This window comes from Bacillus sp. PS217 (genome assembly GCF_037963535.1).
GTDB lineage: Bacteria > Bacillota > Bacilli > Bacillales > Bacillaceae > Bacillus > Bacillus subtilis.
Genome location: NZ_CP150157.1, coordinates 121267 through 145291, shown reverse-complemented (window position 1 = coordinate 145291; position 24025 = coordinate 121267). Strand labels below are relative to the sequence as shown.

30 protein-coding genes are annotated in these 24025 nt (G+C 42.8%); all 30 read right to left on the bottom strand.

Annotated features, from left to right (window positions below; all coding sequences use genetic code 11):
- Nucleotides 1–22 precede the first annotated feature (22 nt).
- The 30 genes from secY to rpoB all read right to left on the bottom strand — a co-directional run bounded on the left by secY (nucleotide 23) and on the right by rpoB (nucleotide 23925).
- Entirely contained in the window at nucleotides 23–1318 is a 1296-nt protein-coding gene (gene secY / locus NSQ83_RS00825; RefSeq protein WP_004399662.1) for a preprotein translocase subunit SecY, read from the bottom strand.
- A gap of 1 nt (nucleotide 1319) precedes the next feature.
- Nucleotides 1320–1760: a 50S ribosomal protein L15 gene (rplO, locus tag NSQ83_RS00820; RefSeq protein WP_003225819.1), complete on the bottom strand. Its 441-nt coding sequence runs from the start codon at nucleotides 1758–1760 to the stop codon at nucleotides 1320–1322.
- 30 nt (nucleotides 1761–1790) lie between these two features.
- The gene (gene rpmD / locus NSQ83_RS00815) at nucleotides 1791–1970 is read right to left on the bottom strand and encodes a 50S ribosomal protein L30 (protein ID WP_003156497.1); all 180 of its coding nucleotides are present in this window, start codon (nucleotides 1968–1970) and stop codon (nucleotides 1791–1793) included.
- 13 nt (nucleotides 1971–1983) lie between these two features.
- Entirely contained in the window at nucleotides 1984–2484 is a 501-nt protein-coding gene (rpsE, locus tag NSQ83_RS00810; RefSeq protein WP_003328273.1) for a 30S ribosomal protein S5, read from the bottom strand.
- A gap of 24 nt (nucleotides 2485–2508) precedes the next feature.
- A complete protein-coding gene (gene rplR / locus NSQ83_RS00805) occupies nucleotides 2509–2871 on the bottom strand; it encodes a 50S ribosomal protein L18 (protein ID WP_003225816.1) in 363 nt (120 codons plus the stop codon).
- Nucleotides 2872–2903: 32 nt separating this feature from the next.
- Nucleotides 2904–3443 carry a 50S ribosomal protein L6 gene (gene rplF / locus NSQ83_RS00800; RefSeq protein WP_004399690.1) on the bottom strand — a complete coding sequence of 180 codons (540 nt, stop codon included), beginning with the start codon at nucleotides 3441–3443 and terminating at the stop codon, nucleotides 2904–2906.
- Nucleotides 3444–3472: 29 nt separating this feature from the next.
- A complete protein-coding gene (gene rpsH, locus NSQ83_RS00795) occupies nucleotides 3473–3871 on the bottom strand; it encodes a 30S ribosomal protein S8 (RefSeq protein WP_003241998.1) in 399 nt (132 codons plus the stop codon).
- Between the two features lie 31 nt (nucleotides 3872–3902).
- On the bottom strand, nucleotides 3903–4088 hold the full coding sequence (rpsN, locus tag NSQ83_RS00790) for a 30S ribosomal protein S14 (RefSeq protein ID WP_003156488.1): 186 nt from the start codon (nucleotides 4086–4088) through the stop codon (nucleotides 3903–3905).
- A 22-nt stretch (nucleotides 4089–4110) separates the two neighbouring features.
- Nucleotides 4111–4650: a 50S ribosomal protein L5 gene (gene rplE, locus NSQ83_RS00785; protein ID WP_003225809.1), complete on the bottom strand. Its 540-nt coding sequence runs from the start codon at nucleotides 4648–4650 to the stop codon at nucleotides 4111–4113.
- Between the two features lie 26 nt (nucleotides 4651–4676).
- Nucleotides 4677–4988: a 50S ribosomal protein L24 gene (rplX, locus tag NSQ83_RS00780; protein WP_003156486.1), complete on the bottom strand. Its 312-nt coding sequence runs from the start codon at nucleotides 4986–4988 to the stop codon at nucleotides 4677–4679.
- Between the two features lie 36 nt (nucleotides 4989–5024).
- Entirely contained in the window at nucleotides 5025–5393 is a 369-nt protein-coding gene (gene rplN / locus NSQ83_RS00775) for a 50S ribosomal protein L14 (RefSeq protein WP_003225805.1), read from the bottom strand.
- A gap of 40 nt (nucleotides 5394–5433) precedes the next feature.
- Nucleotides 5434–5697: a 30S ribosomal protein S17 gene (rpsQ, locus tag NSQ83_RS00770; RefSeq protein WP_003225804.1), complete on the bottom strand. Its 264-nt coding sequence runs from the start codon at nucleotides 5695–5697 to the stop codon at nucleotides 5434–5436.
- A gap of 22 nt (nucleotides 5698–5719) precedes the next feature.
- Nucleotides 5720–5920, bottom strand: a complete 201-nt coding sequence (gene rpmC, locus NSQ83_RS00765) for a 50S ribosomal protein L29 (RefSeq protein ID WP_003156482.1) — start codon at nucleotides 5918–5920, stop codon at nucleotides 5720–5722.
- Nucleotides 5910–6344, bottom strand: a complete 435-nt coding sequence (gene rplP, locus NSQ83_RS00760) for a 50S ribosomal protein L16 (protein WP_003225801.1) — start codon at nucleotides 6342–6344, stop codon at nucleotides 5910–5912. The genes rpmC and rplP overlap by 11 nt, the downstream gene beginning before the upstream one ends.
- 1 nt (nucleotide 6345) lies before the next feature.
- Nucleotides 6346–7002 carry a 30S ribosomal protein S3 gene (gene rpsC, locus NSQ83_RS00755; RefSeq protein ID WP_003242001.1) on the bottom strand — a complete coding sequence of 219 codons (657 nt, stop codon included), beginning with the start codon at nucleotides 7000–7002 and terminating at the stop codon, nucleotides 6346–6348.
- Nucleotides 7003–7005: 3 nt separating this feature from the next.
- Entirely contained in the window at nucleotides 7006–7347 is a 342-nt protein-coding gene (rplV, locus tag NSQ83_RS00750) for a 50S ribosomal protein L22 (protein ID WP_003156475.1), read from the bottom strand.
- 16 nt (nucleotides 7348–7363) lie between these two features.
- Nucleotides 7364–7642: a 30S ribosomal protein S19 gene (rpsS, locus tag NSQ83_RS00745; RefSeq protein WP_003156472.1), complete on the bottom strand. Its 279-nt coding sequence runs from the start codon at nucleotides 7640–7642 to the stop codon at nucleotides 7364–7366.
- A 57-nt stretch (nucleotides 7643–7699) separates the two neighbouring features.
- Nucleotides 7700–8533, bottom strand: coding sequence for a 50S ribosomal protein L2 (gene rplB / locus NSQ83_RS00740; RefSeq protein ID WP_003225795.1), 834 nt, complete (start codon nucleotides 8531–8533; stop codon nucleotides 7700–7702).
- A 31-nt stretch (nucleotides 8534–8564) separates the two neighbouring features.
- On the bottom strand, nucleotides 8565–8852 hold the full coding sequence (rplW, locus tag NSQ83_RS00735) for a 50S ribosomal protein L23 (RefSeq protein WP_003156467.1): 288 nt from the start codon (nucleotides 8850–8852) through the stop codon (nucleotides 8565–8567).
- Nucleotides 8852–9475: a 50S ribosomal protein L4 gene (gene rplD, locus NSQ83_RS00730; protein ID WP_004399658.1), complete on the bottom strand. Its 624-nt coding sequence runs from the start codon at nucleotides 9473–9475 to the stop codon at nucleotides 8852–8854. The genes rplW and rplD overlap by 1 nt, the downstream gene beginning before the upstream one ends.
- Before the next feature lie 27 nt (nucleotides 9476–9502).
- Entirely contained in the window at nucleotides 9503–10132 is a 630-nt protein-coding gene (gene rplC, locus NSQ83_RS00725; protein WP_004399671.1) for a 50S ribosomal protein L3, read from the bottom strand.
- Between the two features lie 39 nt (nucleotides 10133–10171).
- On the bottom strand, nucleotides 10172–10480 hold the full coding sequence (gene rpsJ, locus NSQ83_RS00720; protein ID WP_003156464.1) for a 30S ribosomal protein S10: 309 nt from the start codon (nucleotides 10478–10480) through the stop codon (nucleotides 10172–10174).
- 236 nt (nucleotides 10481–10716) lie between these two features.
- On the bottom strand, nucleotides 10717–11673 hold the full coding sequence (locus NSQ83_RS00715; protein ID WP_339238855.1) for an alpha/beta hydrolase: 957 nt from the start codon (nucleotides 11671–11673) through the stop codon (nucleotides 10717–10719).
- 98 nt (nucleotides 11674–11771) lie between these two features.
- On the bottom strand, nucleotides 11772–12962 hold the full coding sequence (tuf, locus tag NSQ83_RS00710) for an elongation factor Tu (RefSeq protein WP_003235058.1): 1191 nt from the start codon (nucleotides 12960–12962) through the stop codon (nucleotides 11772–11774).
- A 119-nt stretch (nucleotides 12963–13081) separates the two neighbouring features.
- Nucleotides 13082–15160 carry an elongation factor G gene (gene fusA / locus NSQ83_RS00705; protein WP_003235056.1) on the bottom strand — a complete coding sequence of 693 codons (2079 nt, stop codon included), beginning with the start codon at nucleotides 15158–15160 and terminating at the stop codon, nucleotides 13082–13084.
- Between the two features lie 53 nt (nucleotides 15161–15213).
- Nucleotides 15214–15684 (bottom strand): 30S ribosomal protein S7, encoded by a 471-nt coding sequence (gene rpsG, locus NSQ83_RS00700; RefSeq protein WP_003225784.1) that lies wholly within the window; start codon nucleotides 15682–15684, stop codon nucleotides 15214–15216.
- 41 nt (nucleotides 15685–15725) lie between these two features.
- Nucleotides 15726–16142, bottom strand: coding sequence for a 30S ribosomal protein S12 (rpsL, locus tag NSQ83_RS00695; protein ID WP_003225781.1), 417 nt, complete (start codon nucleotides 16140–16142; stop codon nucleotides 15726–15728).
- Between the two features lie 113 nt (nucleotides 16143–16255).
- Complete coding sequence (locus tag NSQ83_RS00690) at nucleotides 16256–16504, bottom strand: 50S ribosomal protein L7ae-like protein (protein WP_003225778.1); 249 nt, start codon at nucleotides 16502–16504, stop codon at nucleotides 16256–16258.
- Nucleotides 16505–16682: 178 nt separating this feature from the next.
- Complete coding sequence (gene rpoC, locus NSQ83_RS00685) at nucleotides 16683–20282, bottom strand: DNA-directed RNA polymerase subunit beta' (RefSeq protein WP_339238853.1); 3600 nt, start codon at nucleotides 20280–20282, stop codon at nucleotides 16683–16685.
- Nucleotides 20283–20343: 61 nt separating this feature from the next.
- Entirely contained in the window at nucleotides 20344–23925 is a 3582-nt protein-coding gene (rpoB, locus tag NSQ83_RS00680) for a DNA-directed RNA polymerase subunit beta (RefSeq protein ID WP_009966326.1), read from the bottom strand.
- Between the last annotated feature and the right edge of the window lie 100 nt (nucleotides 23926–24025).

Sequence of the window (24025 nt, the reverse complement as noted above, 5' to 3'; positions counted from 1 at the left end):
GGAATGGATAAATCCATTTCCTCTAGTTTTTCATAAATCCACGGTAGTTTCGTTTCACCAACTGGCTTTCTAGTTGTTTCATTGTCTCCAAGGCTACCCCGACAACAATTAACAAAGAAGTTCCGCCAATTTGTGCACTTTGAGGCAATCCAGCGAATTGAATGAAAAAGATAGGAAGAATGGAAATCACGGCTAAGAATATAGAACCCACAAACGTAAGTCGATACAAAATGCTCGTAATTCTATCTTGAGTCATTTTCCCTGGACGAACCCCCGGGATATAGCCACCCTGTTTTTTAAGGTTATCAGCCATTTGTTCAGGATTTACCTGTACAAAAGCATAAAAGTACGTAAAGGCAATAATCAACGCAACATATATCGCCATACCCACCGGATGCGTATTATCAAAGTTGTTTTGAATCCACTTTGTCACATCGTTTGTTCCAAAGAATGACGCGATCGTCCGCGGCGTTATCAAAAACGCAACCGCAAAGATTACCGGAATAACCCCTGCAGGATTCACTTTCAATGGAAGGTGTGTAGACTGACCTCCGCCAGCAGGTGAACGACCTGTGCCTTTAGCATATTGAATCGCAATTTTCCGTACGGCTTGCTGAATGAAAATAACTCCAACAATAACTGCTAAAATCGCAATCACAAGAAGTGCGACTTTCACAATATGAATAAACAACTGATCGTTGCTGCCGACAAATTGAGTCTCATATATTTGCCCAATTGTTTTTGGAATACTAGACACAATCCCCGCGAAGATAATGATCGATATTCCGTTGCCTACTCCATGAGAAGTAATTTGTTCCCCAAGCCACATTAAAAAGGCAGTTCCGCCAGTGAGCACTAAAGCAATGATAAGATATGTCGATACACCGGATTTTTCGATCAGCATACCGTTTGCCAGATTGTTGAATCCATATGACATACCTAATGCTTGGATGAAACCAAGCACAATCGTAAAGTACCTTGTGAACTGAGCTAATTTACGGCGGCCAACTTCACCTTGCTTAGACCACTCGGTAAACTTCGGTACAACATCCATCTGAAGCAGCTGAATGATGATCGAAGCCGTGATATAAGGAGTAATTCCCATTGCGAAAATGGAAAATTGGTAAAGCGCACCGCCGCCAAATGTATTAAGGAGATCAAAAACACCCATTTGAGACTGCGCCTGTAACGCTTCAGCGTTAACGTAAGGCACAGGAATAAACGCACCTATGCGAAAGACGATAAGCATGAGTAAAGTGAATATGATTTTATTCCTGATATCACTCACACGCATAAAGTTGGAGATTGTTTTAAACAAGTTAGATCACCTCAGCTGTACCGCCAGCAGCTTCAACAGCTTCTTTCGCAGAAGCAGAGAATTTATTGGCTTTTACAGTTAATTTTTTCTCTAATTTACCGTTGCCAAGAATCTTTACTCCTGCATTAAGTTTGCTAATAACACCAGTCTCTAGAAGAAGTTCAGGAGTGACTTCCGTTCCTTCTGCAAAACCGTTCAATTTGTCTAGGTTGACTACAGCGTATTCCTTGCGGTTGATGTTAGTGAAACCGCGTTTAGGAAGACGTTGGAATAAAGGCATTTGTCCCCCCTCGAATCCAGGGCGTACACCGCCGCCAGAACGAGCGTTTTGACCTTTGTGACCTTTACCAGCTGTTTTACCGTTGCCAGAACCAATACCACGACCTACGCGATTACGCGTTTTGCGTGAACCTTCTGAAGGTTTTAATTCATGAAGTTTCATTAGGACACCTCCTTATCCGATCAAATATTTTTATTGTTCTTTAACAGAAACTAAATGAGATACTTTATTAATCATACCACGGATCGCAGCGTTGTCTTCATGAACAACAGTTTGGTTTGTTTTCTTTAAACCAAGTGTTCTTACAGTAACGCGTTGGTCTTCCGGGCGACCGATTACACTTCGTTTGAGGGTAATTTCTAATTTAGCCATTAATGTTCCCTCCTTATCCTAACAGTTCTTCTACAGATTTTCCACGAAGCTTCGCAACGTCTTCAGCACGTTTAAGTTCACTTAAACCTTGAAGTGTTGCACGAATCATGTTGATCGGTGTGTTAGAACCTAAAGACTTAGAAAGGATATCAGCTACACCAGCTAGCTCAAGTACCGCACGTACAGGGCCTCCAGCGATAACTCCAGTACCTTCAGAAGCAGGTTTTAACAAGATGTTACCTGCACCGAAACGTCCGATGATTTCGTGTGGAATTGTAGTTCCAACCATTGGTACTTCAATCAAATTCTTTTTCGCATCTTCAACAGCTTTGCGGATCGCTTCTGGTACTTCTTGTGCTTTACCAGTACCGAATCCTACGTGTCCGTTTTTGTCACCGACAACGACTAGAGCTGCGAAGCGGAAACGACGACCACCTTTAACAACTTTCGCTACGCGGTTAACCGTAACTAAGCGTTCTTCTAACTCTAATTTGCTTGGGTCAATACGACGCATAATCATGTGTCCCTCCTTCTTTTATTAAAATTTAAGTCCAGCTTCACGAGCGGCATCAGCCAAAGCTTTTACACGTCCATGGTATAAGTATCCGCCACGGTCAAATACTACGTCAGAAATGCCTTTTTCAGCAGCGCGTTTTGCAACTAATTCTCCAACTTTAGTAGCAGCAGAAGTATCTCCAGTGCTTTCAACGTTCAAGTCTTTATCGAGAGTAGATGCACTAGCAAGTGTTACACCATTTACATCATCGATGATTTGAGCGTAAATGTGCTTGTTAGAACGGAAAACGTTCAGGCGCGGTCTTTCAGCAGTACCGGAAAGTTTAGCGCGAACACGAGCGTGTCTTTTAAGACGAGCAGCATTTTTGCTAGTTTTCGTAATCATCTAGGTCACTCCTTTCTTCACTTTAAGCGATCTTACTTAGCAGATTTACCTTCTTTACGGCGAACAACTTCACCTTCGTAGCGGATTCCTTTACCTTTGTAAGGCTCTGGAGAACGTACAGCGCGGATGTTAGCAGCAATAGCTCCTACGCGTTCTTTGTCTGTACCTTTTACAACTACTTTTGTTTGAGAAGGAACTTCGATTTCGATGCCTTCTTCAGGAACGATCTCAACAGGATGAGAGTATCCAACGTTTAAAACAAGTTTATTTCCGGATTTAGAAGCACGGTAACCGACACCGACTAATTCCAAACCTCTTTCAAATCCTTTAGATACACCTTCAACCATGTTGCCAAGCAGACTGCGAGTCGTACCATGCAGGGCACGGTGCTCTTTTTGATCAGAAGGACGAGCGACTGTAAGCACATTGTCCTCTACTTTAATCTCCATATCAGGGTGAAACGTACGAGTTAATTCTCCTTTTGGTCCTTTCACAGCTACAGTGTTGTTATCATTTAACGTTACTGTAACATCAGAAGGAATCTCAAGTAGCTTCTTACCTACACGAGACATACCAAACACCTCCATTCATGTTAAACTTCTTACCAAACGTATGCTAGAACTTCTCCACCAGCTTGTTTTGCACGGGCTTCTTTGTCCGTTAAAACACCTTGTGATGTAGAAATAATCGCGATTCCAAGACCGTTAAGTACGCGGGGTACTTCATTAGATTTAGCATAAACACGCAAACCAGGCTTGCTGATTCTTTTAAGACCAGTGATAACGCGCTCGTTGTTTTGTCCGTATTTCAAGAAAACGCGGATAATACCTTGTTTGCTGTCTTCTACGAACTCAACGTCACGAATGAAACCTTCACGCTTTAAAATTTCAGCAATTTCTCTTTTCAATTTAGAAGCAGGAATTTCAAGCTTCTCATGACGTACCATGTTTGCATTGCGAATACGAGTTAGCATATCTGCAATTGGATCTGTCATAACCATTATATAATTACCTCCTTCCCTTTCTTGGGGATTACCAGCTGGCTTTTTTCACGCCAGGAATTTGTCCTTTATATGCAAGCTCACGGAAACAAATACGGCAAAGTTTAAATTTACGAATGACTGAATGCGGACGTCCGCAGCGTTCACAGCGTGTGTACTCTTGTACTTTAAACTTTGGTGTACGTTGTTGTTTCGCAATCATAGACTTTTTAGCCACGATTTCGCCTCCCTTTCATTGATTATTTCTGGAACGGCATACCTACTTGAGTTAATAGCTCACGAGCTTCTTCGTCAGTATTAGCAGTTGTTACGATAACGATGTCCATTCCGCGAACCTTTGTTACTTTATCGTAGTCAATTTCAGGGAAGATTAACTGTTCTTTGATACCAAGTGTGTAGTTACCGCGACCGTCGAAAGATTTTTTAGAAACCCCGCGGAAGTCACGTACACGCGGTAAAGATACAGAAATAAGTTTATCAAGGAAATCATACATGCGCTCTCCGCGAAGAGTTACTTTCGCACCGATAGGCATTCCCTCACGAAGACGGAATCCAGCAATTGATTTCTTCGCACGAGTAACGACAGGTTTTTGACCTGCGATAAACGTTAATTCTTCAACAGCACTGTCGATTGCTTTGGCGTTTTGAACAGCGTCACCAACACCCATGTTGATTACGATTTTTTCGATTTTAGGCACTTGCATGACTGAATCATAGTTGAACTTAGTCATTAAAGCAGGTGCAATTTCTTTATTGTACTTTTCTTTAAGGCGGTTCATGAGATAGACCTCCCTTCCTTTTAATACTATTTATCTAGAACTTGCCCAGATTTTTTTGCTACACGAACTTTTTTGCCATCTTCCACTTTGTATCCTACGCGAGTCACTTCACCTGTTTTAGGATCGAGCGGCATAACGTTTGATACATGAATTGGCGCCTCTTGATTAGAAATACCGCCTTGAGGGTTAGCTTGAGTTGGTTTAGAGTGTTTCTTTACCATGTTAACACCTTCAACTAAAACGCGGTCCTTTTTAGGGAAAGCAGCAAGGATTGTTCCTTGTTTGCCTTTATCTTTACCAGAGATAACCATAACTTTATCGCCTTTTTTTACATGCATCCTGATCGCACCTCCTTGAGTAAGGCATTTATTTCATTAGATAACTTCTGGAGCTAGAGAAACAATTTTCATAAAGTTGTTTTCACGCAATTCACGAGCAACTGGTCCGAAGATACGAGTTCCGCGTGGGCTCTTGTCGTCACGGATGATAACACATGCATTCTCATCGAAGCTGATGTATGAACCGTCACTTCTGCGCGCTCCGCTTTTAGTGCGAACGATAACAGCTTTTACGACTTCACCTTTTTTGACAACGCCTCCTGGTGTTGCTTGTTTAACCGTGCAAACAATTACATCACCAATGTTAGCTGTTTTACGTCCAGAACCACCAAGAACTTTAATAGTAAGTACTTCACGTGCGCCAGAGTTGTCAGCTACTTTTAAACGAGTCTCTTGTTGAATCATTATTTGTTACCTCCCTTCGGAAAAAGAATTCCGAACTTTATTAGATAATAACAGCTTCTTCGACAACTTCAACTAGACGGAAACGCTTAGTTGCAGACAATGGACGAGTTTCCATGATCTTAACGATGTCACCGATTTTAGCTTGATTATTTTCATCATGTGCTTTGAATTTTTTTGAGTATTTTACGCGTTTACCGTAAAGTGTATGTTTTTTGTATGTCTCAACAACAACAGTAATGGTTTTATCCATTTTGTCAGAAACAACACGGCCTTGGTAAACTTTGCGTTGGTTACGTTCGCTCATGCTCACGACCTCCCCTCAGTGATTATTTATTAGCAGCAATTTCTCTTTCACGAATCACAGTTTTCATGCGCGCGATAGCTTTGCGCACTTCACGAATGCGAGCAGTATTTTCAAGTTGTCCTGTCGCTAATTGAAAGCGAAGATTGAAAAGTTCTTCTTTAAGAGACTTTACTTTTTGTTCAATTTCAGCAGTGGTAAGGTCACGAATTTCATTAGCTTTCATTTGATTCACCACCAATTTCTTCACGTTTTACGAACTTCGTTTTAATTGGCAATTTGTGAGATGCAAGGCGAAGCGCTTCACGAGCAACCTCTTCAGACACACCAGAAATTTCAAATAAAACTTTGCCCGGTTTTACAACAGCTACCCAACCTTCTGGAGCCCCTTTACCGGATCCCATACGTACCTCAAGTGGTTTAGCAGTGTAAGGTTTAGAAGGGAAAATTTTGATCCAAACTTTACCGCCACGTTTCATGTAACGAGTCATCGCAATACGTGCAGCTTCGATTTGACGGTTAGTAATCCAAGAAGCTTCAAGAGCTTGGATACCGAATTCTCCGAAATGTACTTCAGTACCGCCTTTCGCACGGCCACGCATTTTTCCGCGATGCTCTCTGCGATATTTAACGCGTTTTGGTAATAACATATTATTTTCCTCCTTCCTCAGTTTTCTTCTTAGTAGGAAGAACCTCTCCACGATAGATCCAGACTTTTACACCAAGCTTACCGTAAGTAGTATCAGCTTCAGATGTTGCATAGTCAATGTCCGCACGTAATGTGTGCAATGGAACAGTTCCTTCACTGTAGTATTCAGAACGAGCGATATCTGCACCGCCAAGACGACCAGAAACCATTGTTTTCACACCTTGTGCTCCAGCACGCATAGTACGTTGGATTTGTTGTTTCTGCGCACGGCGGAAAGAAACACGGTTTTCTAATTGACGAGCGATGTTGTCAGCAACTAGCTGTGCATCAAGATCTGCTCTTTTAATTTCAAGAATGTTAATGTGTACACGCTTGCCAGTAAGGCTGTTAAGGGCTTTGCGAAGTGCTTCGACTTCAGAACCGCCTTTACCGATAACCATACCAGGCTTAGCTGTGTGGATCGTAATGTTAACGCGGTTTGCTGCACGCTCGATTTCTACTTTAGAAACAGAAGCGTCAGAAAGGCGTTTGCTAATGTATTCACGAATTTTTAAATCTTCGTGCAGGAAGTCAGCGTAATCTTTACCAGCGTACCACTTAGATTCCCAATCACGAATGACTCCGATACGAAGACCGACTGGATTTACCTTTTGACCCACTACTTATCCCTCCTTCTTTTCTGATACAACGATTGTAATGTGGCTCGTACGTTTGTTGATTTGGCTCGCACGTCCCATAGCACGTGGGCGGAATCTTTTTAACGTAGGGCCTTCGTCAACGAATGCTTGAGAAATAACCAGGTTGTTAGCGTCCATTTCATAGTTATGCTCAGCATTTGCAATAGCGGATTTTAATACTTTCTCGATAATTGGAGAAGCAGCTCTTGGTGTAAGGTTCAAGATTGATACTGCCTCACCTACTTGCTTGCCTCGAATCAGGTCCATTACTAGACGTGCTTTACGAGGAGCAATACGGACTGTTCTTGCAACAGCTTTAGCTTGCATTTAAAAGCCTCCTCTCTTAGCGTCTTGTTTTTTTGTCATCACTAGCATGACCTTTGTACGTACGAGTTGGAGCGAATTCACCCAACTTGTGCCCTACCATATCTTCAGAGATGAATACAGGCACGTGTTTACGTCCGTCATAGACTGCGATTGTGTGACCAATAAACTGTGGGAAAATAGTAGAACGACGAGACCAAGTTTTTACGACTTGTTTCTTGTCTGTTTCATTTAATTTCTCGATTTTAGTCATCAAGTGTCCATCGACAAATGGTCCTTTTTTTAAGCTGCGAGCCATTTTGGAACCTCCCTTCGTGATTGCACTACGGTCCGAAAAGAACCGTAGACAACCCCGTTATTTATTTTTACGACGACGTACGATAAATTTATCGGATTTGTTCTTTTTCTTACGAGTCTTGAATCCAAGAGTTGGTTTGCCCCATGGAGACATTGGTGATTTACGTCCGATTGGCGCACGTCCTTCACCACCACCGTGTGGGTGATCGTTAGGGTTCATTACAGAACCACGAACTGTAGGACGGATGCCTTTCCAGCGAGAACGTCCAGCTTTACCAATGTTAATAAGTTCGTGCTGTTCGTTACCTACTTGACCGATAGAAGCACGGCAAGCAGAAAGGATCATGCGAACTTCACCAGAGTTAAGACGTACAAGAACGTATTTACCTTCTTTACCAAGAACCTGAGCAGATGTACCAGCTGAACGTACAAGCTGTCCGCCTTTACCAGGTTTTAATTCAATGTTATGCACAACTGTACCAACAGGGATGTTGATAAGTGGAAGTGCATTACCTACTTTAATGTCAGCTTCAGGACCTGACATGATTTCAGTACCTACTTGAATTCCTTTAGGAGCAAGAATGTAACGTTTTTCTCCGTCTGCATAGTTGATTAGAGCGATGTTAGCTGAACGGTTTGGATCGTATTCAACTGTAGCAACGCGTCCAGGTATACCATCTTTATCGCGTTTGAAGTCGATAACACGGTATTGGCGTTTATGTCCGCCACCTTGGTGACGTACAGTCAATTTACCTTGGTTGTTACGTCCGCCTTTTTTGTGAAGGGGAGCAAGCAAGGATTTTTCCGGCTTGTCAGTCGTGATTTCAGCAAAATCTGAAGTTGTCATACCACGACGTCCATTAGAGGTCGGTTTATACTTTTTAATCGCCATTTTGAATTTCCCTCCTTCTTTTTACAGATAATTAAGCTTCAAAAATTTCGATTTCTTTGCTGTCTGCAGTAAGTTTTACGATCGCTTTTCTGCGACGGCTAGTCATACCAGTGTAGCGTCCAACACGTTTTGATTTGCCTTTGTAGTTCATGATGTTGACTTTGTCAACTTTCACTCCAAAGATGCTTTCAACCGCGTCTTTCACTTCTGTTTTGTTAGCTCTTACATCAACTTCAAAAGTATATTTCTTTTCAGTCATTAAATCAGCAGAACGTTCAGTAATGACGGGGCGCTTTAGAACATCACGAGGATCTTTCATTATGCAAGCACCTCCTCTACTTTTTCAACCGCTGCTTTTGTAATCAGAAGCTTCTCGTGGTTGACAACGTCTAAAACGTTGATTCCGTTAGCTTCAACAACAGTAACTCCAGGAATGTTACGAGCAGATAATGCTACTGCTTCGTTTGCATCCGCAGTTACGATTAAAGCTTTTTTCTCAACAGATAATCCTTTAAGGATAGCTGCCATTTCTTTTGTTTTAGCCGTATCAAGAGTAAGATCTTCAAGAACGATGATGTTGTTGTCGATCACTTTAGAAGACAATACTGATTTGATTGCCAAGCGGCGAACTTTTTTAGGTAATTTATAAGAATAGCTGCGTGGTGTTGGGCCGAATACGACACCACCTCCGCGCCATTGCGGTGAACGGATTGAACCTTGACGGGCACGTCCAGTACCTTTTTGACGCCATGGTTTACGACCTCCGCCGCGTACTTCAGAACGATTTTTTACTTTGTGAGTTCCTTGACGTAAGGAAGCTCTTTGCATAAGAATAGCGTCGAATACAACACTCTCATTTGGTTCGATACCAAATACAGAAGCGTTTAATTCGATGTCACCAGCAGTAGAACCGTTTTGGTTGTATAATGCTACTTTTGGCATAATCAATTTCCTCCTTTCCTAAGAGAATTATTTAGATTTAACAGCACTTTTAACAGTGATTAAAGATTTCTTCGCACCAGGTACGTTACCTTTGATCAAAAGAAGATTGCGTTCTGCATCAACTTTTACGATTTCAAGGTTTTGAACAGTGATTTGCTCTCCGCCCATACGTCCAGGTAATAATTTACCTTTGAATACACGGTTAGGATCTACAGGTCCCATTGAACCAGGACGACGGTGGTAGCGTGAACCGTGAGACATAGGTCCGCGAGATTGTCCGTGGCGCTTGATCGCACCTTGGAAACCTTTACCTTTAGATACTCCTGTTACATCTACGATTTCTCCAGCAGAGAAAATTTCAACCTTGACTTCCTGACCAACTTCATACGCATCCATTTCCACTCCGCGTAATTCTTTAACGAAGCGCTTAGGAGCAGTTTCCGCTTTTGCAACGTGCCCTTTTTCAGGTTTGTTAGAAAGCTTTTCACGCTTGTCGTCAAAACCAAGCTGGATTGCTTCGTAACCGTCGTTTTCAGCTGTTTTCTTTTGAAGAACAACGTTTGGAGCAGCCTCGATAACAGTTACCGGAATAAGATCACCATTCTCAGCGAATACTTGCGTCATACCAATTTTTCTTCCTAAGATTCCTTTGGTCATTCGTCACACCTCCTATTAAGATCATTCTATATTTTAGAATTAAAGTTTAATTTCGATATCGACACCAGATGGTAAGTCTAATCGCATAAGAGCATCAACAGTTTGTGGTGTTGGGTTCACAATGTCGATTAAACGTTTATGTGTACGCATTTCAAATTGCTCACGAGAATCTTTGTATTTGTGCACCGCACGAAGGATTGTGTAAACTGATTTTTCAGTTGGCAACGGAATCGGACCAGATACGCTGGCACCAGAACGTTTTGCCGTTTCAACAATCTTCTCTGCAGATTGATCAAGGATTCTATGATCATATGCTTTCAAACGAATACGAATTTTTTGTTTTGCCATTATTTTCCCTCCTTTTCGCCTACATCACGTTAGACAGTTCTCCGTGAGAAAAACCTGAACACCTTGCCATGGCAAAGCGGCCGGGTGTGTCAGCAACCTCTCACTTCATCGCAGTCAAAGACCAACATACACCATTATACAGAAAATAGGCGCATGTTGCAAGACTTATTTAAAATATGCATGGTTTGCACACTTTTTTTATTATACAGGGGTTTTTCTTATTTATCAAGGATCTATCATAAATGGTGTCGTGCATGTCGACTTAATGTGTTCGCGAATAATGCCGGCTCCTCAATATGCGGGGTGTGAGCTGAGTTCTCAAATTGAAACCAGCGCTTTTCGGGTGCCTCAAGCTCTTGATAATACTGTTTCGATATTTCAGCAGGAACAATTAAGTCATGTTTCCCTGAAATGAAAACACACGGTACTTTAATAGAAGGAACTGATGTAAAAGCATTAAACCGGTACAACTCATCAGTTAAATGTTTTTTACTGAAGCGCAATCCATTAAGGAAGCTGTGCATGTTCCGCACTCCATACTCATTGCCAGTAAGCATTTGAAATAATACAGCTAGAGATTGACGATGACGGTGAGTGAATCCTCCCCTGGTTAGCTCAACACAAAACCGATAGATAAGGTGCTGGATATCCTGCTTCCAAGGCGGAGCACCAATGAAACGTGTAAGGAAAGATAATATGCTGGCTTTTTTTGATTCGGAAATTTCACGAATATGTTGATAAGCAGTTGATTCTTCATCTTGCGGGTTAACAACCTGGCTGATTCCATAATACGTGTAAAATAAATCAGGACGCTGCTGCAGCACATGAAGCGCCAGTATTGATCCCCAAGAATGACCGGCTAGGTAAAGTTTTGATTTTGAAAAATGAGCTAAAAGCCATTGAGTGACTTGGATTGTATCTTTAATGAAGTGATTTATTGTCATAGAGTGATGCGAAATTCGCTTAGAATAAGAAAGCCCCGATCCTCTCTGATCCCAATGAACTACTGTAAAATACTGTTCCAGCTTTTTTTGATAATGTCTAACATATCCGATTTGCGGCGTTCCCGGCCCGCCATGTAAAAAAAGCAGCAATGGATTTTTCACGTCAACTCCATTAATCATCAGCATTTGCTTTGTATTTCCAATGCTTAGTTCTTTCATGATTGCGATTGATTTCTTTTCAGGAATCATAAATATTAACCCCTCGAATATGATAGATCCTATTATACAAGAAAAAGATAAGCAAACAAAAAACGAGACCCACAGGGGTCTCGTTTAAAATCATACTATTACTCAGTGATTGTAGAAACAACGCCTGAACCAACAGTACGTCCGCCTTCACGAATAGAGAAACGAGTTCCTTCTTCGATAGCGATTGTAGAAATAAGTTCAACGTTCATTTCAGTGTTATCTCCAGGCATAACCATTTCTACGCCTTCTGGAAGATGGATGATACCAGTTACGTCAGTTGTACGGAAGTAGAACTGAGGACGGTAGTTAGAGAAGAATGGAGTATGACGTCCACCCTCTTCTTTAGAAAGAACGTAAACTTCAGCTTTGAATTTGCTGTGTGGAGTGATTGTACCTGGTTTAGCAAGTACTTGACCACGTTGGATTTCTTCACGAGATACACCGCGAAGAAGGGCACCAATGTTGTCACCAGCTTCAGCGTAATCAAGAAGCTTACGGAACATTTCAACACCTGTAACAGTTGTTTTCTTGTTCTCTTCTTGAAGACCGATGATTTCAACTTCGTCACCGACTTTAACTTGTCCGCGTTCTACACGGCCAGTAGCAACTGTACCACGACCAGTGATTGAGAATACGTCCTCAACTGGCATCATGAATGGTTTTTCAGTGTCGCGTTCTGGAGTTGGGATGTACTCATCAACCGCATCCATAAGTTCGAAGATTTTAGCTTCCCACTCAGCGTCTCCTTCAAGAGCTTTAAGAGCAGAACCTTTAACAACTGGTACATCATCACCAGGGAAGTCGTATTCGCTAAGAAGATCGCGAACTTCCATTTCAACTAGTTCAAGAAGCTCTTCGTCGTCTACCATGTCGCATTTGTTTAAGAATACAACGATGTATGGTACACCAACGTTTTTAGAAAGAAGGATGTGCTCACGAGTTTGTGGCATTGGGCCATCAGCAGCAGATACTACAAGGATAGCTCCGTCCATTTGCGCAGCACCAGTGATCATGTTTTTAACATAGTCAGCGTGTCCTGGGCAGTCAACGTGTGCATAGTGACGAGTTTCAGTTTCGTACTCAACGTGTGCAGTAGAGATTGTGATACCGCGCTCGCGTTCTTCTGGAGCACCATCAATTTGATCGTACGCCATAGCTGTACCTTTACCAGATTTCTTATGAAGTACTGTTGTGATAGCAGCAGTTAAAGTTGTTTTACCATGGTCAACGTGTCCAATTGTACCAATATTGGCATGTGATTTGGAACGGTCGAATTTTTCTTTAGCCATTCTAAAATCCTCCTTAAGAGCTTTTAATTAGTAATGTATAGAGTGATAGGAAGTGAAAGAAAGCTTTCACTTCCTCATCTTACAATAGTAGTTATACTTGAGTTAAGCGGCAAAATCAATTATTCGCCTTTATTTTTTTTGATAATTTCTTCTGCGACGCTCTTCGGCACTTCTTCGTAGTGATCCATGTGCATAGTGAACGTACCGCGACCTTGCGTATTAGAACGAAGTGCAGTAGCGTAACCGAACATTTCAGCAAGAGGAACCATAGCGCGAACAACTTGAGCGTTACCGCGTGCTTCCATACCTTCTACGCGTCCGCGACGTGAAGTAATATCACCCATGATATCTCCCATGTATTCTTCTGGAATAACCACTTCTACTTTCATGATTGGTTCAAGAAGAACTGGGTTACATTTGCTGACTGCATTTTTCAATGCCATAGAAGCAGCAACTTTAAATGCCATTTCGTTTGAGTCAACATCATGGTAAGAACCGTCGAAAAGTTTAGCTTTAATGTCGATAAGCGGGAAGCCTGCTAGTACACCATTTTCAAGTGCATCTTCCAGACCTGCTTGAACAGCTGGGATGTATTCACGAGGAACAACCCCACCGACAATCGCATTTTCAAATTCAAAGCCAGCGCCTTCTTCGTTTGGTTCGAATTCGATCCAAACGTGTCCGAACTGACCGCGTCCACCAGACTGACGTACGAATTTACCTTCAACTTTAGCACCGGTACGGAATGTTTCACGGTACGCAACTTGAGGAGCACCAACATTGGCTTCTACTTTAAATTCGCGTTTCATACGGTCAACAATGATATCAAGGTGAAGTTCACCCATACCAGAGATGATCGTTTGGCCAGTTTCTGGGTTTGTTTGAGTACGGAATGTAGGATCTTCTTCAGCAAGTTTCGCTAAAGCGATACCCATTTTATCTTGGTCAGCTTTTGATTTAGGCTCAATAGCAACGTCGATAACTGGTTCTGGGAATTCCATTGACTCAAGGATAACAAGATCCTTCTCATCACATAGAGTATCTCCAGTAGTTGTATCTTTTAGACCTACAGCAGCTGCGATATCCCCTGCGTATACAGTAGAGATTTCTTCACGGCTGTTAGCGTGCATTTGAAGAATACGTCCAACACGCTCACGTTTGCCTTTAGTAGAGTTTTTCACGTATGAACCAGAATCAAGTGTTCCAGAGTACACACGGAAGAACGTCAACTTACCAACGTAAGGGTCAGTCATAACTTTAAATGCTAATGCAGAGAATGGCTCTTCGTCAGAAGAATGACGCTCAATCTCTTCATTTGTATCAGGACGTGTACCTTTGATTGCAGCAACGTCAGTTGGTGCAGGAAGGTAGTCAAGAACAGCATCAAGTACTAGTTGAACACCTTTGTTTTTGAAGGCAGAACCAACAAGAACAGGGTAGAATTCAACATTTAATGTACCTTTACGAATTCCTGCTTTTAACTCGTCAATTGTGATTTCTTCACCCTCAAGGTACTTATCCATAAGCTCTTCATCAAGCTCACATACAGCTTCAATAAGGCTGTTGCGAAGCTCTTCGGCTTGCTCTTTGTACTCTTCAGGGATTTCTTTTGCATCAGAACGAGTTCCGAGGTCATCTTCGTAGAAATACGCAACGTTTTCTACAAGGTCAATGATACCTTCGAAGTTATCTTCAGCACCGATCGGCAATTGAATTGCATGAGCGTTTGCTTGAAGACGGTCTCTTAAAGTTCCTACAGAGTAAAGGAAGTCTGCACCGATTTTGTCCATTTTGTTAACAAAAACGATACGCGGTACTCCATAAGTTGTTGCCTGACGCCAAACAGTTTCTGTTTGAGGCTCAACGCCTGATTGCGCGTCAAGTACAGCAACAGCACCATCAAGTACACGAAGAGAACGTTCAACTTCAACTGTGAAGTCTACGTGTCCTGGAGTATCGATGATGTTTACGCGGTATCCTTTCCACTGTGCAGTAGTCGCAGCGGAAGTGATTGTGATACCACGTTCTTGTTCCTGCTCCATCCAGTCCATTTGTGAAGCTCCTTCATGAGTTTCACCAATTTTGTGGATACGACCAGTATAGAACAAGATACGTTCTGTAGTTGTCGTTTTACCGGCATCGATGTGAGCCATGATACCGATATTACGAGTTTTTTCTAAGGAGAACTCTCTTGCCATTGGGTAATTTCTCCTTCCTTATTAGGAAATTGTGTTTTGTTAATCTATAAATCCTACCAGCGATAGTGAGCAAATGCTTTGTTTGCTTCAGCCATCTTATGAGTGTCTTCACGTTTCTTAACAGCAGCACCAGTGTTGTTAGCTGCGTCAAGGATTTCGTTAGCTAAACGCTCTTCCATCGTTTTTTCTCCGCGAAGACGAGCGTAGTTAACTAACCAGCGAAGTCCAAGAGTCGTACGACGTTCAGGACGAACTTCTACAGGAACTTGGTAGTTCGCACCACCTACACGGCGTGCTTTTACTTCAAGTACAGGCATGATGTTTTTCAATGCTTGTTCGAAAACCTCCATTGCATCATTGCCAGTACGTTCTTTAATGATATCGAATGACTTGTATAGGATTGTTTGAGACTTACCTTTTTTACCATCGATCATCATTTTGTTGATTAAACGAGATACAAGCTTAGAGTTGTAAATCGGATCAGGTAAAACATCTCTTTTTGCTACAGGACCTTTACGTGGCATCTGAATATCCTCCCTTCATCAATTATGCGTATTTTCGTATATTATTTTGCTTTAGGTTTTTTCGTACCGTATTTAGAACGGCCTTGTGCACGGTTTTCAACTCCAGCAGTATCAAGCGCACCACGAACGATGTGGTAACGTACCCCTGGTAAGTCTTTTACACGTCCGCCGCGGATAAGTACAACACTGTGCTCTTGAAGGTTGTGACCGATACCAGGAATGTAAGCAGTAACCTCGATTCCGTTAGTCAAACGAACACGAGCATATTTACGAAGTGCTGAGTTCGGTTTTTTCGGTGTCATTGTACCAACACGAGTACATACCCCGCGTTTTTGTGGAGAAGATACGTTAGTGTGCTCTTTTTTAAAGCTGTTGTATCCTTTGTTAAGTGCAGGAGACTTTGAGTTTTCTACTTTACTCACGCGTCCTTTGCGAATTAGCTGATTAATTGTAGGCATGAATTTTTCCTCCCTTCATTACGTTTTATAACCCACATACCCAGGTGGTTCATCAAAAGGCAAAAAACAATGTCTTTACACAAGATGGAATCTTACGCAAAAACAAAAGTACGTTATAAAATAATGGCAACAGCGGCTGCTCCTACCTCAATTCCGCAGGCTTTGCCGAGCTTTTTCATGGATTCAACCATTGAGACAGAGATACCTTGATCTTCAGCAAGTGAAACAACACTTGACGTGAGTATCGGATCTGCGTCTTTTGCAACGACTACTTCCTTTACTGAACCTCGCTTTAGAGCTTTCACTGTTTGCTTCGTACCAATAATAATTGATTTGGCCTGTGATACTTTATCATAAGACATAAACATATCCTCCAAAGTAACAGGTTTATTTCGAGCACCTTGGTTATATTATCATTCTAGGAGACGAATGTCAACAAGGTATGACATTTTTTAGATTCGTTCTTCTCATAGAGTGACTTTTTCATAAATATATCTGCTGAAAGACTGTTTTTGCAGTCTTTCAGCAGCATTAAATCAGTTATTCAACCGGGACCATATCGTCAGTCGGCTGAACATTTGATACTGGTTTTACTTTACGGTATTTCATCATTCCTGTACCAGCTGGAACAAGCTTACCGATGATAACATTCTCTTTCAAGCCGAGAAGCTCGTCACGCTTACCTTTGATCGCTGCATCTGTAAGGACACGTGTTGTTTCCTGGAAGGAAGCAGCAGATAAGAATGAATCAGTTTCAAGAGATGCTTTTGTAATACCGAGTAAGACAGGACGGCCTGTAGCAGGTCGATTGCCTTCAAGCAATACCTTTTTGTTCGCTTCAGTAAATTGGTGAATATCAAGCAATGTACCTGGAAGCACATCAGTGTCACCGGCATCAATCACGCGTACTTTGCGAAGCATCTGGCGAACCATTACTTCTACGTGTTTATCACCGATTTCAACACCCTGCATACGGTAAACCTTTTGAACCTCATGGAGAAGATACTCTTGAACAGTCGTCAGGTCAGTCACTTTAAGAAGTTCTTTCGGATCGATTGAACCTTCTGTCAGTACTTGGCCTCGAGTAATTTTATCTCCTTCCGCTACTTTCAGGCGGGAGTTGTAAGGTGCCGTATAAGAACGTGTTTCCACTGCGCCTTGAACCACAATTTCCTGTTGCTTATCACGAACTTCATTGATCTCAACGACTGTACCGTCGATTTCTGTAATTGTTGCCTGACCTTTCGGATTACGCGCTTCGAAAAGCTCTTGGATACGCGGAAGACCCTGTGTGATATCGTCTCCGGCAACCCCGCCTGTATGGAATGTACGCATTGTTAACTGTGTACCAGGCTCACCGATTGATTGGGCAGCAATGATTCCGACAGCTTCACCGACTTCAACATCGGAGCCAGTTGCAAGATTTCGGCCATAGCATCGTTTACATACACCATGAGGCGTATTACATGTGAAGGCAGAACGGATCCACACTTCTTCAATGCCGGCTTCGACAATCTTCAGTGCTTTATCTTCATCGATCAGTTCGTTTTCATTCACAAGCACTTCACCTGTTTCAGGGTGCTTCACTTGTTTTCTTGCAAAACGTCCGATTAAGCGTTCTTCTAAGCGCTCAATTGTTTCAGTTCCTTCTTTAAGTGGCTTAGCAAGAATGCCTCGGTCAGTTCCGCAATCAGTTTCACGAATGATAACATCCTGCGCAACGTCAACGAGACGGCGTGTAAGGTAACCTGAGTCAGCAGTTTTAAGAGCGGTATCGGCAAGACCTTTACGCGCACCGTGTGTGGAGATAAAGTACTCCAATACTGTCAGACCTTCACGGAAACTTGATTTGATCGGCAACTCAATGATACGTCCAGCCGGGTTGGCCATCAGGCCGCGCATTCCGGCAAGCTGCGTAAAGTTAGATGCGTTACCACGGGCACCAGAGTCACTCATCATGTAGATCGGGTTGAGTTCATCAAGTGATTTCATCAGTTTGCCTTGGATAACGTCTTTTGCAGCACTCCAGATAGAGATGACTCTCTCATAGCGTTCTTCTTCAGTGATAAGACCGCGGCGGAACTGCTTCATAACGTTGTCAACTTTGCTTTGCGCTTCTTCAAGAATTTCTTGTTTATCATCGAGTACGACGATGTCAGAAACCCCAACTGTAATACCAGCTTTTGTTGAATATTTGAAACCTAGGTTTTTCATGCGGTCAAGCATTTTAGACGTTTCCGTAATATGGAATCGTTTAAAGATTTCCGCGATGATTTTACCCAGAATGCCTTTTTTAAACGGCGCATTGATTGGCTGTTGTGCGATAACAGCTTTAACGTCAGCACCTTTTTCTAAGAAGAAACGGTCAGGTGTTTTCTCTTCAATGTTGCTCTTCGTTGGTTCATTCATGTAAGGGAATGATTCCGGAAGAATTTCATTGAAGACAAGCTTACCGACAGTTGTAATTAACAATTTTGAGCGCTGTTCTTCGGTAAATGTCACATTCTTAAGTGAGTTAGCTGCAACAGCTACTCTCGTATGAAGGTGAACATATCCGTTTTGATAAGCAAGAAGCGCTTCGTCTGTATTCTTGAAGACCATACCTTCACCGACAGCACCGGCACGCTCAAGTGTCAGGTAATAGTTACCTAGTACCATATCCTGAGACGGTGTTACAACCGGTTTACCATCTTTAGGGTTCAAGATGTTTTGAGCAGCAAGCATCAAGATGCGTGCTTCAGCTTGTGCTTCAGCAGATAATGGTACGTGAACCGCCATTTGGTCACCGTCAAAGTCAGCGTTGTAAGCTGTACATACGAGCGGGTGAAGACGGATTGCGCGTCCTTCAACAAGCGTTGGTTCAAACGCCTGGATACCTAATCTGTGAAGTGTAGGGGCACGGTTCAGCAGTACCGGATGCTCCTTAATAACTGATTCTAGTACATCCCAAACTTCAGGCTGTACGCGCTCAATTTTGCGTTTCGCACTCTTAATGTTGTGAGCAAGACCTTTTTCAACAAGTTCTTTCATAACGAAAGGTTTGAAAAGTTCAAGCGCCATTTCCTTCGGTAATCCGCATTGGTACATTTTCAAATGAGGACCAACAACGATTACAGAACGTCCGGAGTAATCAACACGTTTACCAAGAAGGTTTTGACGGAAACGGCCTTGCTTCCCTTTCAGCATGTGAGAAAGAGATTTTAACGGTCTGTTACCAGGACCTGTTACAGGGCGTCCGCGGCGGCCGTTGTCAATTAGGGCATCGACAGCCTCTTGAAGCATACGCTTTTCGTTTTGAACGATGATGCTAGGCGCACCAAGGTCCAAAAGGCGTTTCAAACGATTGTTACGGTTGATGACACGACGATAAAGGTCATTCAAATCAGAAGTCGCAAAACGACCGCCATCTAGCTGAACCATCGGTCTAAGCTCCGGAGGAATAACAGGAAGCACATCAAGGATCATCCAAGAAGGCTTGTTTCCTGAGTTACGGAAGGCTTCTAAAACTTCAAGACGTTTGATCGCACGAGTACGGCGTTGTCCTTGTGAAGTTTTCAGCTCTTCTTTTAACATATCAACTTCTTTTACAAGATCAATATCTTGAAGAAGTTTATGAATTGCTTCAGCACCCATAGATGCTTGGAATTTATTACCGTATTTATCAAGATAAGCACGATATTCTTTCTCAGACAGAAGCTGTTTCTTTTCAAGCGGTGTATTCGCCGGATCAGTTACAACGTAAGAAGCAAAGTAAATGACTTCTTCTAAAGCACGAGGTGACATATCCAGCACAAGACCCATACGGCTTGGAATACCTTTGAAATACCAAATGTGGGAAACTGGGGCAGCCAGTTCAATGTGCCCCATTCTCTCACGACGGACTTTAGCCCGTGTTACTTCGACTCCGCAGCGGTCACAAACTACGCCTTTATAACGAACTCGCTTGTACTTCCCGCAATGACATTCCCAGTCCTTAGTCGGTCCGAAAATGCGTTCGCAGAATAGACCGTCCTTTTCAGGTTTTAACGTACGATAGTTTATCGTTTCAGGCTTTTTCACTTCACCAAAAGACCATGAACGGATTTTATCTGGTGAAGCAAGACCGATGTTCATATACTCAAAATTGTTCACATCTAGCAAGGGGCCTACCTCCCTTTTTATCTTCGGATTAACCGATGTCACTTGCCTTTATAACTAGAGATTATTCTTTTGTTACTACATCGCGTTCAACGTCTGCAGATGCTGTTTCTTCCGGCTCTTCATCACCTGATAATGCCAGGCCGTCAGCTTGTTTCGCATCTTCTTCGTCTTCTAAATCTCTCATTTCTATTTCTTCTTCATCACCAGAAAGGATTTTGACATCCATACCTAAGCTTTGAAGTTCTTTGATTAATACTTTGAATGATTCCGGAACACCTGGTTCAGGAACATTGTCGCCTTTAACGATGGCTTCGTATGTTTTCACACGTCCAACCACGTCATCAGACTTAACAGTCAGAATTTCTTGAAGAGTATAAGCCGCACCGTAAGCTTCAAGTGCCCAAACCTCCATCTCACCAAAACGCTGTCCGCCAAATTGCGCTTTACCGCCAAGAGGCTGCTGCGTAACAAGTGAGTAAGGGCCTGTAGAGCGTGCATGAAGTTTATCGTCAACCATGTGAGCCAGTTTGATCATGTACATGATACCGACAGATACACGGTTATCAAACGGCTCTCCAGTACGTCCGTCGTAAAGCACTGTTTTGGCGTCACGAGACATGCCGGCTTCTTCAAGTGTTTCCCAGACATCCTCTTCTCGCGCTCCGTCAAATACAGGAGATGCAATGTGAATGCCAAGGTAACGAGCGGCCATACCCATGTGAAGTTCCAATACCTGCCCGATGTTCATACGTGATGGTACGCCCAGCGGGTTAAGCATGATATCAATTGGTGTGCCGTCAGGAAGGTAAGGCATATCCTCTTCAGGAAGAATCTTAGAGATAACACCTTTGTTACCGTGACGACCGGCCATTTTATCCCCTTCAGAAATCTTACGTTTCTGAACGATATATACGCGTACTAACTGGTTAACACCTGGAGGAAGTTCGTCTCCGTCTTCACGGTTGAAGACTTTAACGTCATGGATAATTCCGCCGCCGCCGTGAGGCACACGAAGAGAAGTATCACGAACCTCGCGGGCTTTCTCGCCAAAAATGGCGTGAAGAAGGCGTTCTTCTGCAGTCAGTTCAGTTACGCCTTTAGGCGTTACTTTACCAACAAGAAGATCTCCGTCTTTTACTTCTGCCCCAATACGGATGATTCCACGGTCATCAAGATTGCGAAGCGCATCTTCACCGACGTTTGGAATATCGCGAGTGATTTCTTCAGGTCCAAGTTTCGTATCACGTGCTTCTGATTCGTATTCTTCAATGTGGATAGATGTATAAACATCATCCTTCACTAGGCGTTCACTCATGATGATGGCATCCTCATAGTTGTAGCCATCCCATGTCATGAAGCCGACCATTACGTTACGGCCAAGTGCAAGTTCACCAAGCTCCATAGAAGGACCGTCAGCAAGGATTTCTCCTTTTACCACTTCATCGCCGACACTTACGATCGGACGCTGGTTGTAGCACGTACCTTGGTTAGAGCGGACAAATTTCAGCAGGCTGTATTTATCCAGGTTTCCTTTTACTTTTTGACCGTCTACTTCTTCATAACGGCGAACCCAAACGTTTTTCGCTTCTACGCGTTCAACGATACCAGGGTGTTTACAAATAACAGCGGCACCAGAGTCTTTTCCTGATACGTATTCCATACCAGTTCCAACAAATGGCGCTTCCGGCTGCATCAAAGGCACAGCCTGACGCTGCATGTTCGCTCCCATGAGGGCACGGTTGGAGTCATCGTTTTCTAAGAACGGGATACATGCTGTCGCAGCAGATACAACCTGCTTAGGCGATACATCCATGTAGTCTACACGGTTTCTGGAAACAACGGTGTTCTCCCCGCGGAAACGAGCTACGATGCTGTCATCAATAAAGGCGCCTTCGTCATCAAGACGAGCATTCGCTTGAGCGACAACATAGTTATCCTCTTCATCAGCAGTTAAGTAATCGATTCTGCCCGTTACCTTCCCTGTTTCAGGGTCAACGCGGCGATATGGCGTTTCAATAAAGCCAAAACGGTTTACTTTTGCATAAGATGATAGTGAGTTGATCAAACCGATGTTCGGGCCCTCAGGCGTTTCAATCGGACACATACGGCCATAGTGGGAGTAGTGAACGTCACGCACTTCCATTCCGGCACGCTCACGTGTCAATCCGCCCGGTCCTAATGCTGACAGACGACGCTTGTGCGTTAATTCAGCAAGCGGGTTCGTCTGATCCATGAATTGAGAAAGCTGTGAGCTTCCAAAGAACTCTTTAATGGACGCAATAACAGGACGAATATTGATCAGCTGCTGAGGCGTAATTGTATTCGTATCTTGAATTGACATTCTCTCACGAACCACACGCTCCATACGGCTTAAACCGATACGGAATTGGTTCTGAAGAAGCTCGCCTACAGAACGTAAACGGCGGTTTCCAAGATGATCGATATCATCTGTGTCGCCTACTCCGTGCAGCAAGTTGAAGAAGTAGCTGATTGAAGAAATAATATCAGCAGGCGTGATGTTTTTAATCTCTTCTTCAATGTAAGCATTGCCGATTACATTAATAACCTGTTCTCCTTCTTGATCAGTCGGAGCAAAGATTTTAATTGATTGAAGAGTCACTTCATCTTCAACAACGCCACCATTCGGATACAGCTTTCTAAAACCGATTCCGTTTTCTAAGTATGGCAGTACTTTATCAAGCGTTCTTCTATCAAGAATCTGGCCTTTTTCAGCAAGGATTTCTCCTGTTTCAGGATCAACAAGCGTTTCAGCAAGTCTCTGATTGAAGAGGCGATTCTTAATATGAAGTTTTTTATTAATTTTATAGCGTCCTACATTGGCAAGATCGTATCGTTTCGGATCAAAGAAACGAGAATCAAGCAAGCTTTTCGCATTTTCTACTGTAGGCGGCTCTCCAGGACGGAGACGCTCGTAAATTTCCAGCAACGCTTTGTCGCTGTTTTCTGTGTTATCTTTATCAAGCGTATTTCGCAGGTATTCGTTTTCTCCTATGAGATCAAGAATCTCTTGATCAGAGCCGAAGCCGAGAGCACGCAAAAGAACCGTAACCGGCAACTTACGTGTGCGATCAATGCGGACATAAACAACATCTTTCGCATCAGTTTCGTATTCTAACCATGCGCCACGGTTTGGAATGACAGTTGCGGTAAAACCTTTTTTACCGTTTTTGTCTACTTTACCACTGAAATATACACTTGGAGACCGAACAAGCTGGGAAACGATAACACGTTCCGCACCGTTAATGATAAAAGTACCTGTATCTGTCATAATAGGGAAATCACCCATGAAGACATCTTGGTCTTTTACCTCTCCAGTTTCTTTGTTAATTAAACGAACCTTCACTCTTAGCGGAGCTGAGTAAGTCACATCACGTTCTTTTGATTCCTCTACAGGATATTTAGGCTCACCTAAACTATAATCAATGAACTCAAGAGAGAGGTTACCAGTGAAATCCTCAATTGGTGATATGTCTTGAAACATCTCTCTAAGACCCTCATCAAGAAACCACTGATAAGAAGAGGTTTGAATTTCAATGAGATTTGGTAATTCTAACACTTCGCTAATGCGAGCATAGCTTCTGCGCTGGCGGTGTCGTCCATACTGAACTAGTTGACCTGTCAACTGATTCACCCCTCAAATCATGCGTATTATATGTGTAATAAGCATTTCTTCCAAAGAAAGAAAATACTTTTACAAGACAAAAGAAAAAAGGGTTTCTAAT

Excerpts from the sequence above, each read along its gene's own strand:
- rplF (WP_004399690.1), bottom strand. The coding sequence starts at position 3,443 with ATGTCTCGTGTAGGTAAGAAGCTACTTGAGATTCCTTCTGATGTTACA.
- rplN (WP_003225805.1), bottom strand. The coding sequence starts at position 5,393 with ATGATTCAACAAGAGACTCGTTTAAAAGTAGCTGACAACTCTGGCGCA.
- rpmC (WP_003156482.1), bottom strand. The coding sequence starts at position 5,920 with ATGAAAGCTAATGAAATTCGTGACCTTACCACTGCTGAAATTGAACAA.
- NSQ83_RS00690 (WP_003225778.1), bottom strand. The coding sequence starts at position 16,504 with ATGTCTTATGATAAAGTATCACAGGCCAAATCAATTATTATTGGTACG.
- rplX (WP_003156486.1), bottom strand. The coding sequence starts at position 4,988 with ATGCATGTAAAAAAAGGCGATAAAGTTATGGTTATCTCTGGTAAAGAT.
- rplP (WP_003225801.1), bottom strand. The coding sequence starts at position 6,344 with ATGTTATTACCAAAACGCGTTAAATATCGCAGAGAGCATCGCGGAAAA.
- rpsH (WP_003241998.1), bottom strand. The coding sequence starts at position 3,871 with ATGGTTATGACAGATCCAATTGCAGATATGCTAACTCGTATTCGCAAT.
- rplE (WP_003225809.1), bottom strand. The coding sequence starts at position 4,650 with ATGAACCGCCTTAAAGAAAAGTACAATAAAGAAATTGCACCTGCTTTA.
- rpsS (WP_003156472.1), bottom strand. The coding sequence starts at position 7,642 with ATGGCTCGCAGCTTAAAAAAAGGACCATTTGTCGATGGACACTTGATG.
- rplV (WP_003156475.1), bottom strand. The coding sequence starts at position 7,347 with ATGCAAGCTAAAGCTGTTGCAAGAACAGTCCGTATTGCTCCTCGTAAA.
- tuf (WP_003235058.1), bottom strand. The coding sequence starts at position 12,962 with ATGGCTAAAGAAAAATTCGACCGTTCCAAATCACATGCCAATATTGGT.
- rpmD (WP_003156497.1), bottom strand. The coding sequence starts at position 1,970 with ATGGCTAAATTAGAAATTACCCTCAAACGAAGTGTAATCGGTCGCCCG.
- NSQ83_RS00715 (WP_339238855.1), bottom strand. The coding sequence starts at position 11,673 with ATGATTCCTGAAAAGAAATCAATCGCAATCATGAAAGAACTAAGCATT.
- rplW (WP_003156467.1), bottom strand. The coding sequence starts at position 8,852 with ATGAAAGATCCTCGTGATGTTCTAAAGCGCCCCGTCATTACTGAACGT.
- rpsJ (WP_003156464.1), bottom strand. The coding sequence starts at position 10,480 with ATGGCAAAACAAAAAATTCGTATTCGTTTGAAAGCATATGATCATAGA.
- rplB (WP_003225795.1), bottom strand. The coding sequence starts at position 8,533 with ATGGCGATTAAAAAGTATAAACCGACCTCTAATGGACGTCGTGGTATG.
- rpsQ (WP_003225804.1), bottom strand. The coding sequence starts at position 5,697 with ATGAGCGAACGTAACCAACGCAAAGTTTACCAAGGCCGTGTTGTTTCT.
- rplR (WP_003225816.1), bottom strand. The coding sequence starts at position 2,871 with ATGATTACGAAAACTAGCAAAAATGCTGCTCGTCTTAAAAGACACGCT.
- rpsG (WP_003225784.1), bottom strand. The coding sequence starts at position 15,684 with ATGCCACGTAAAGGTCCTGTAGCAAAAAGAGATGTTTTACCTGATCCG.
- rplC (WP_004399671.1), bottom strand. The coding sequence starts at position 10,132 with ATGACCAAAGGAATCTTAGGAAGAAAAATTGGTATGACGCAAGTATTC.
- rplO (WP_003225819.1), bottom strand. The coding sequence starts at position 1,760 with ATGAAACTTCATGAATTAAAACCTTCAGAAGGTTCACGCAAAACGCGT.
- rpsL (WP_003225781.1), bottom strand. The coding sequence starts at position 16,142 with ATGCCTACAATTAATCAGCTAATTCGCAAAGGACGCGTGAGTAAAGTA.
- fusA (WP_003235056.1), bottom strand. The coding sequence starts at position 15,160 with ATGGCAAGAGAGTTCTCCTTAGAAAAAACTCGTAATATCGGTATCATG.
- rplD (WP_004399658.1), bottom strand. The coding sequence starts at position 9,475 with ATGCCAAAAGTAGCATTATACAACCAAAACGGTTCTACTGCTGGTGAC.
- rpsE (WP_003328273.1), bottom strand. The coding sequence starts at position 2,484 with ATGCGTCGTATTGACCCAAGCAAATTAGAGTTAGAAGAACGCTTAGTT.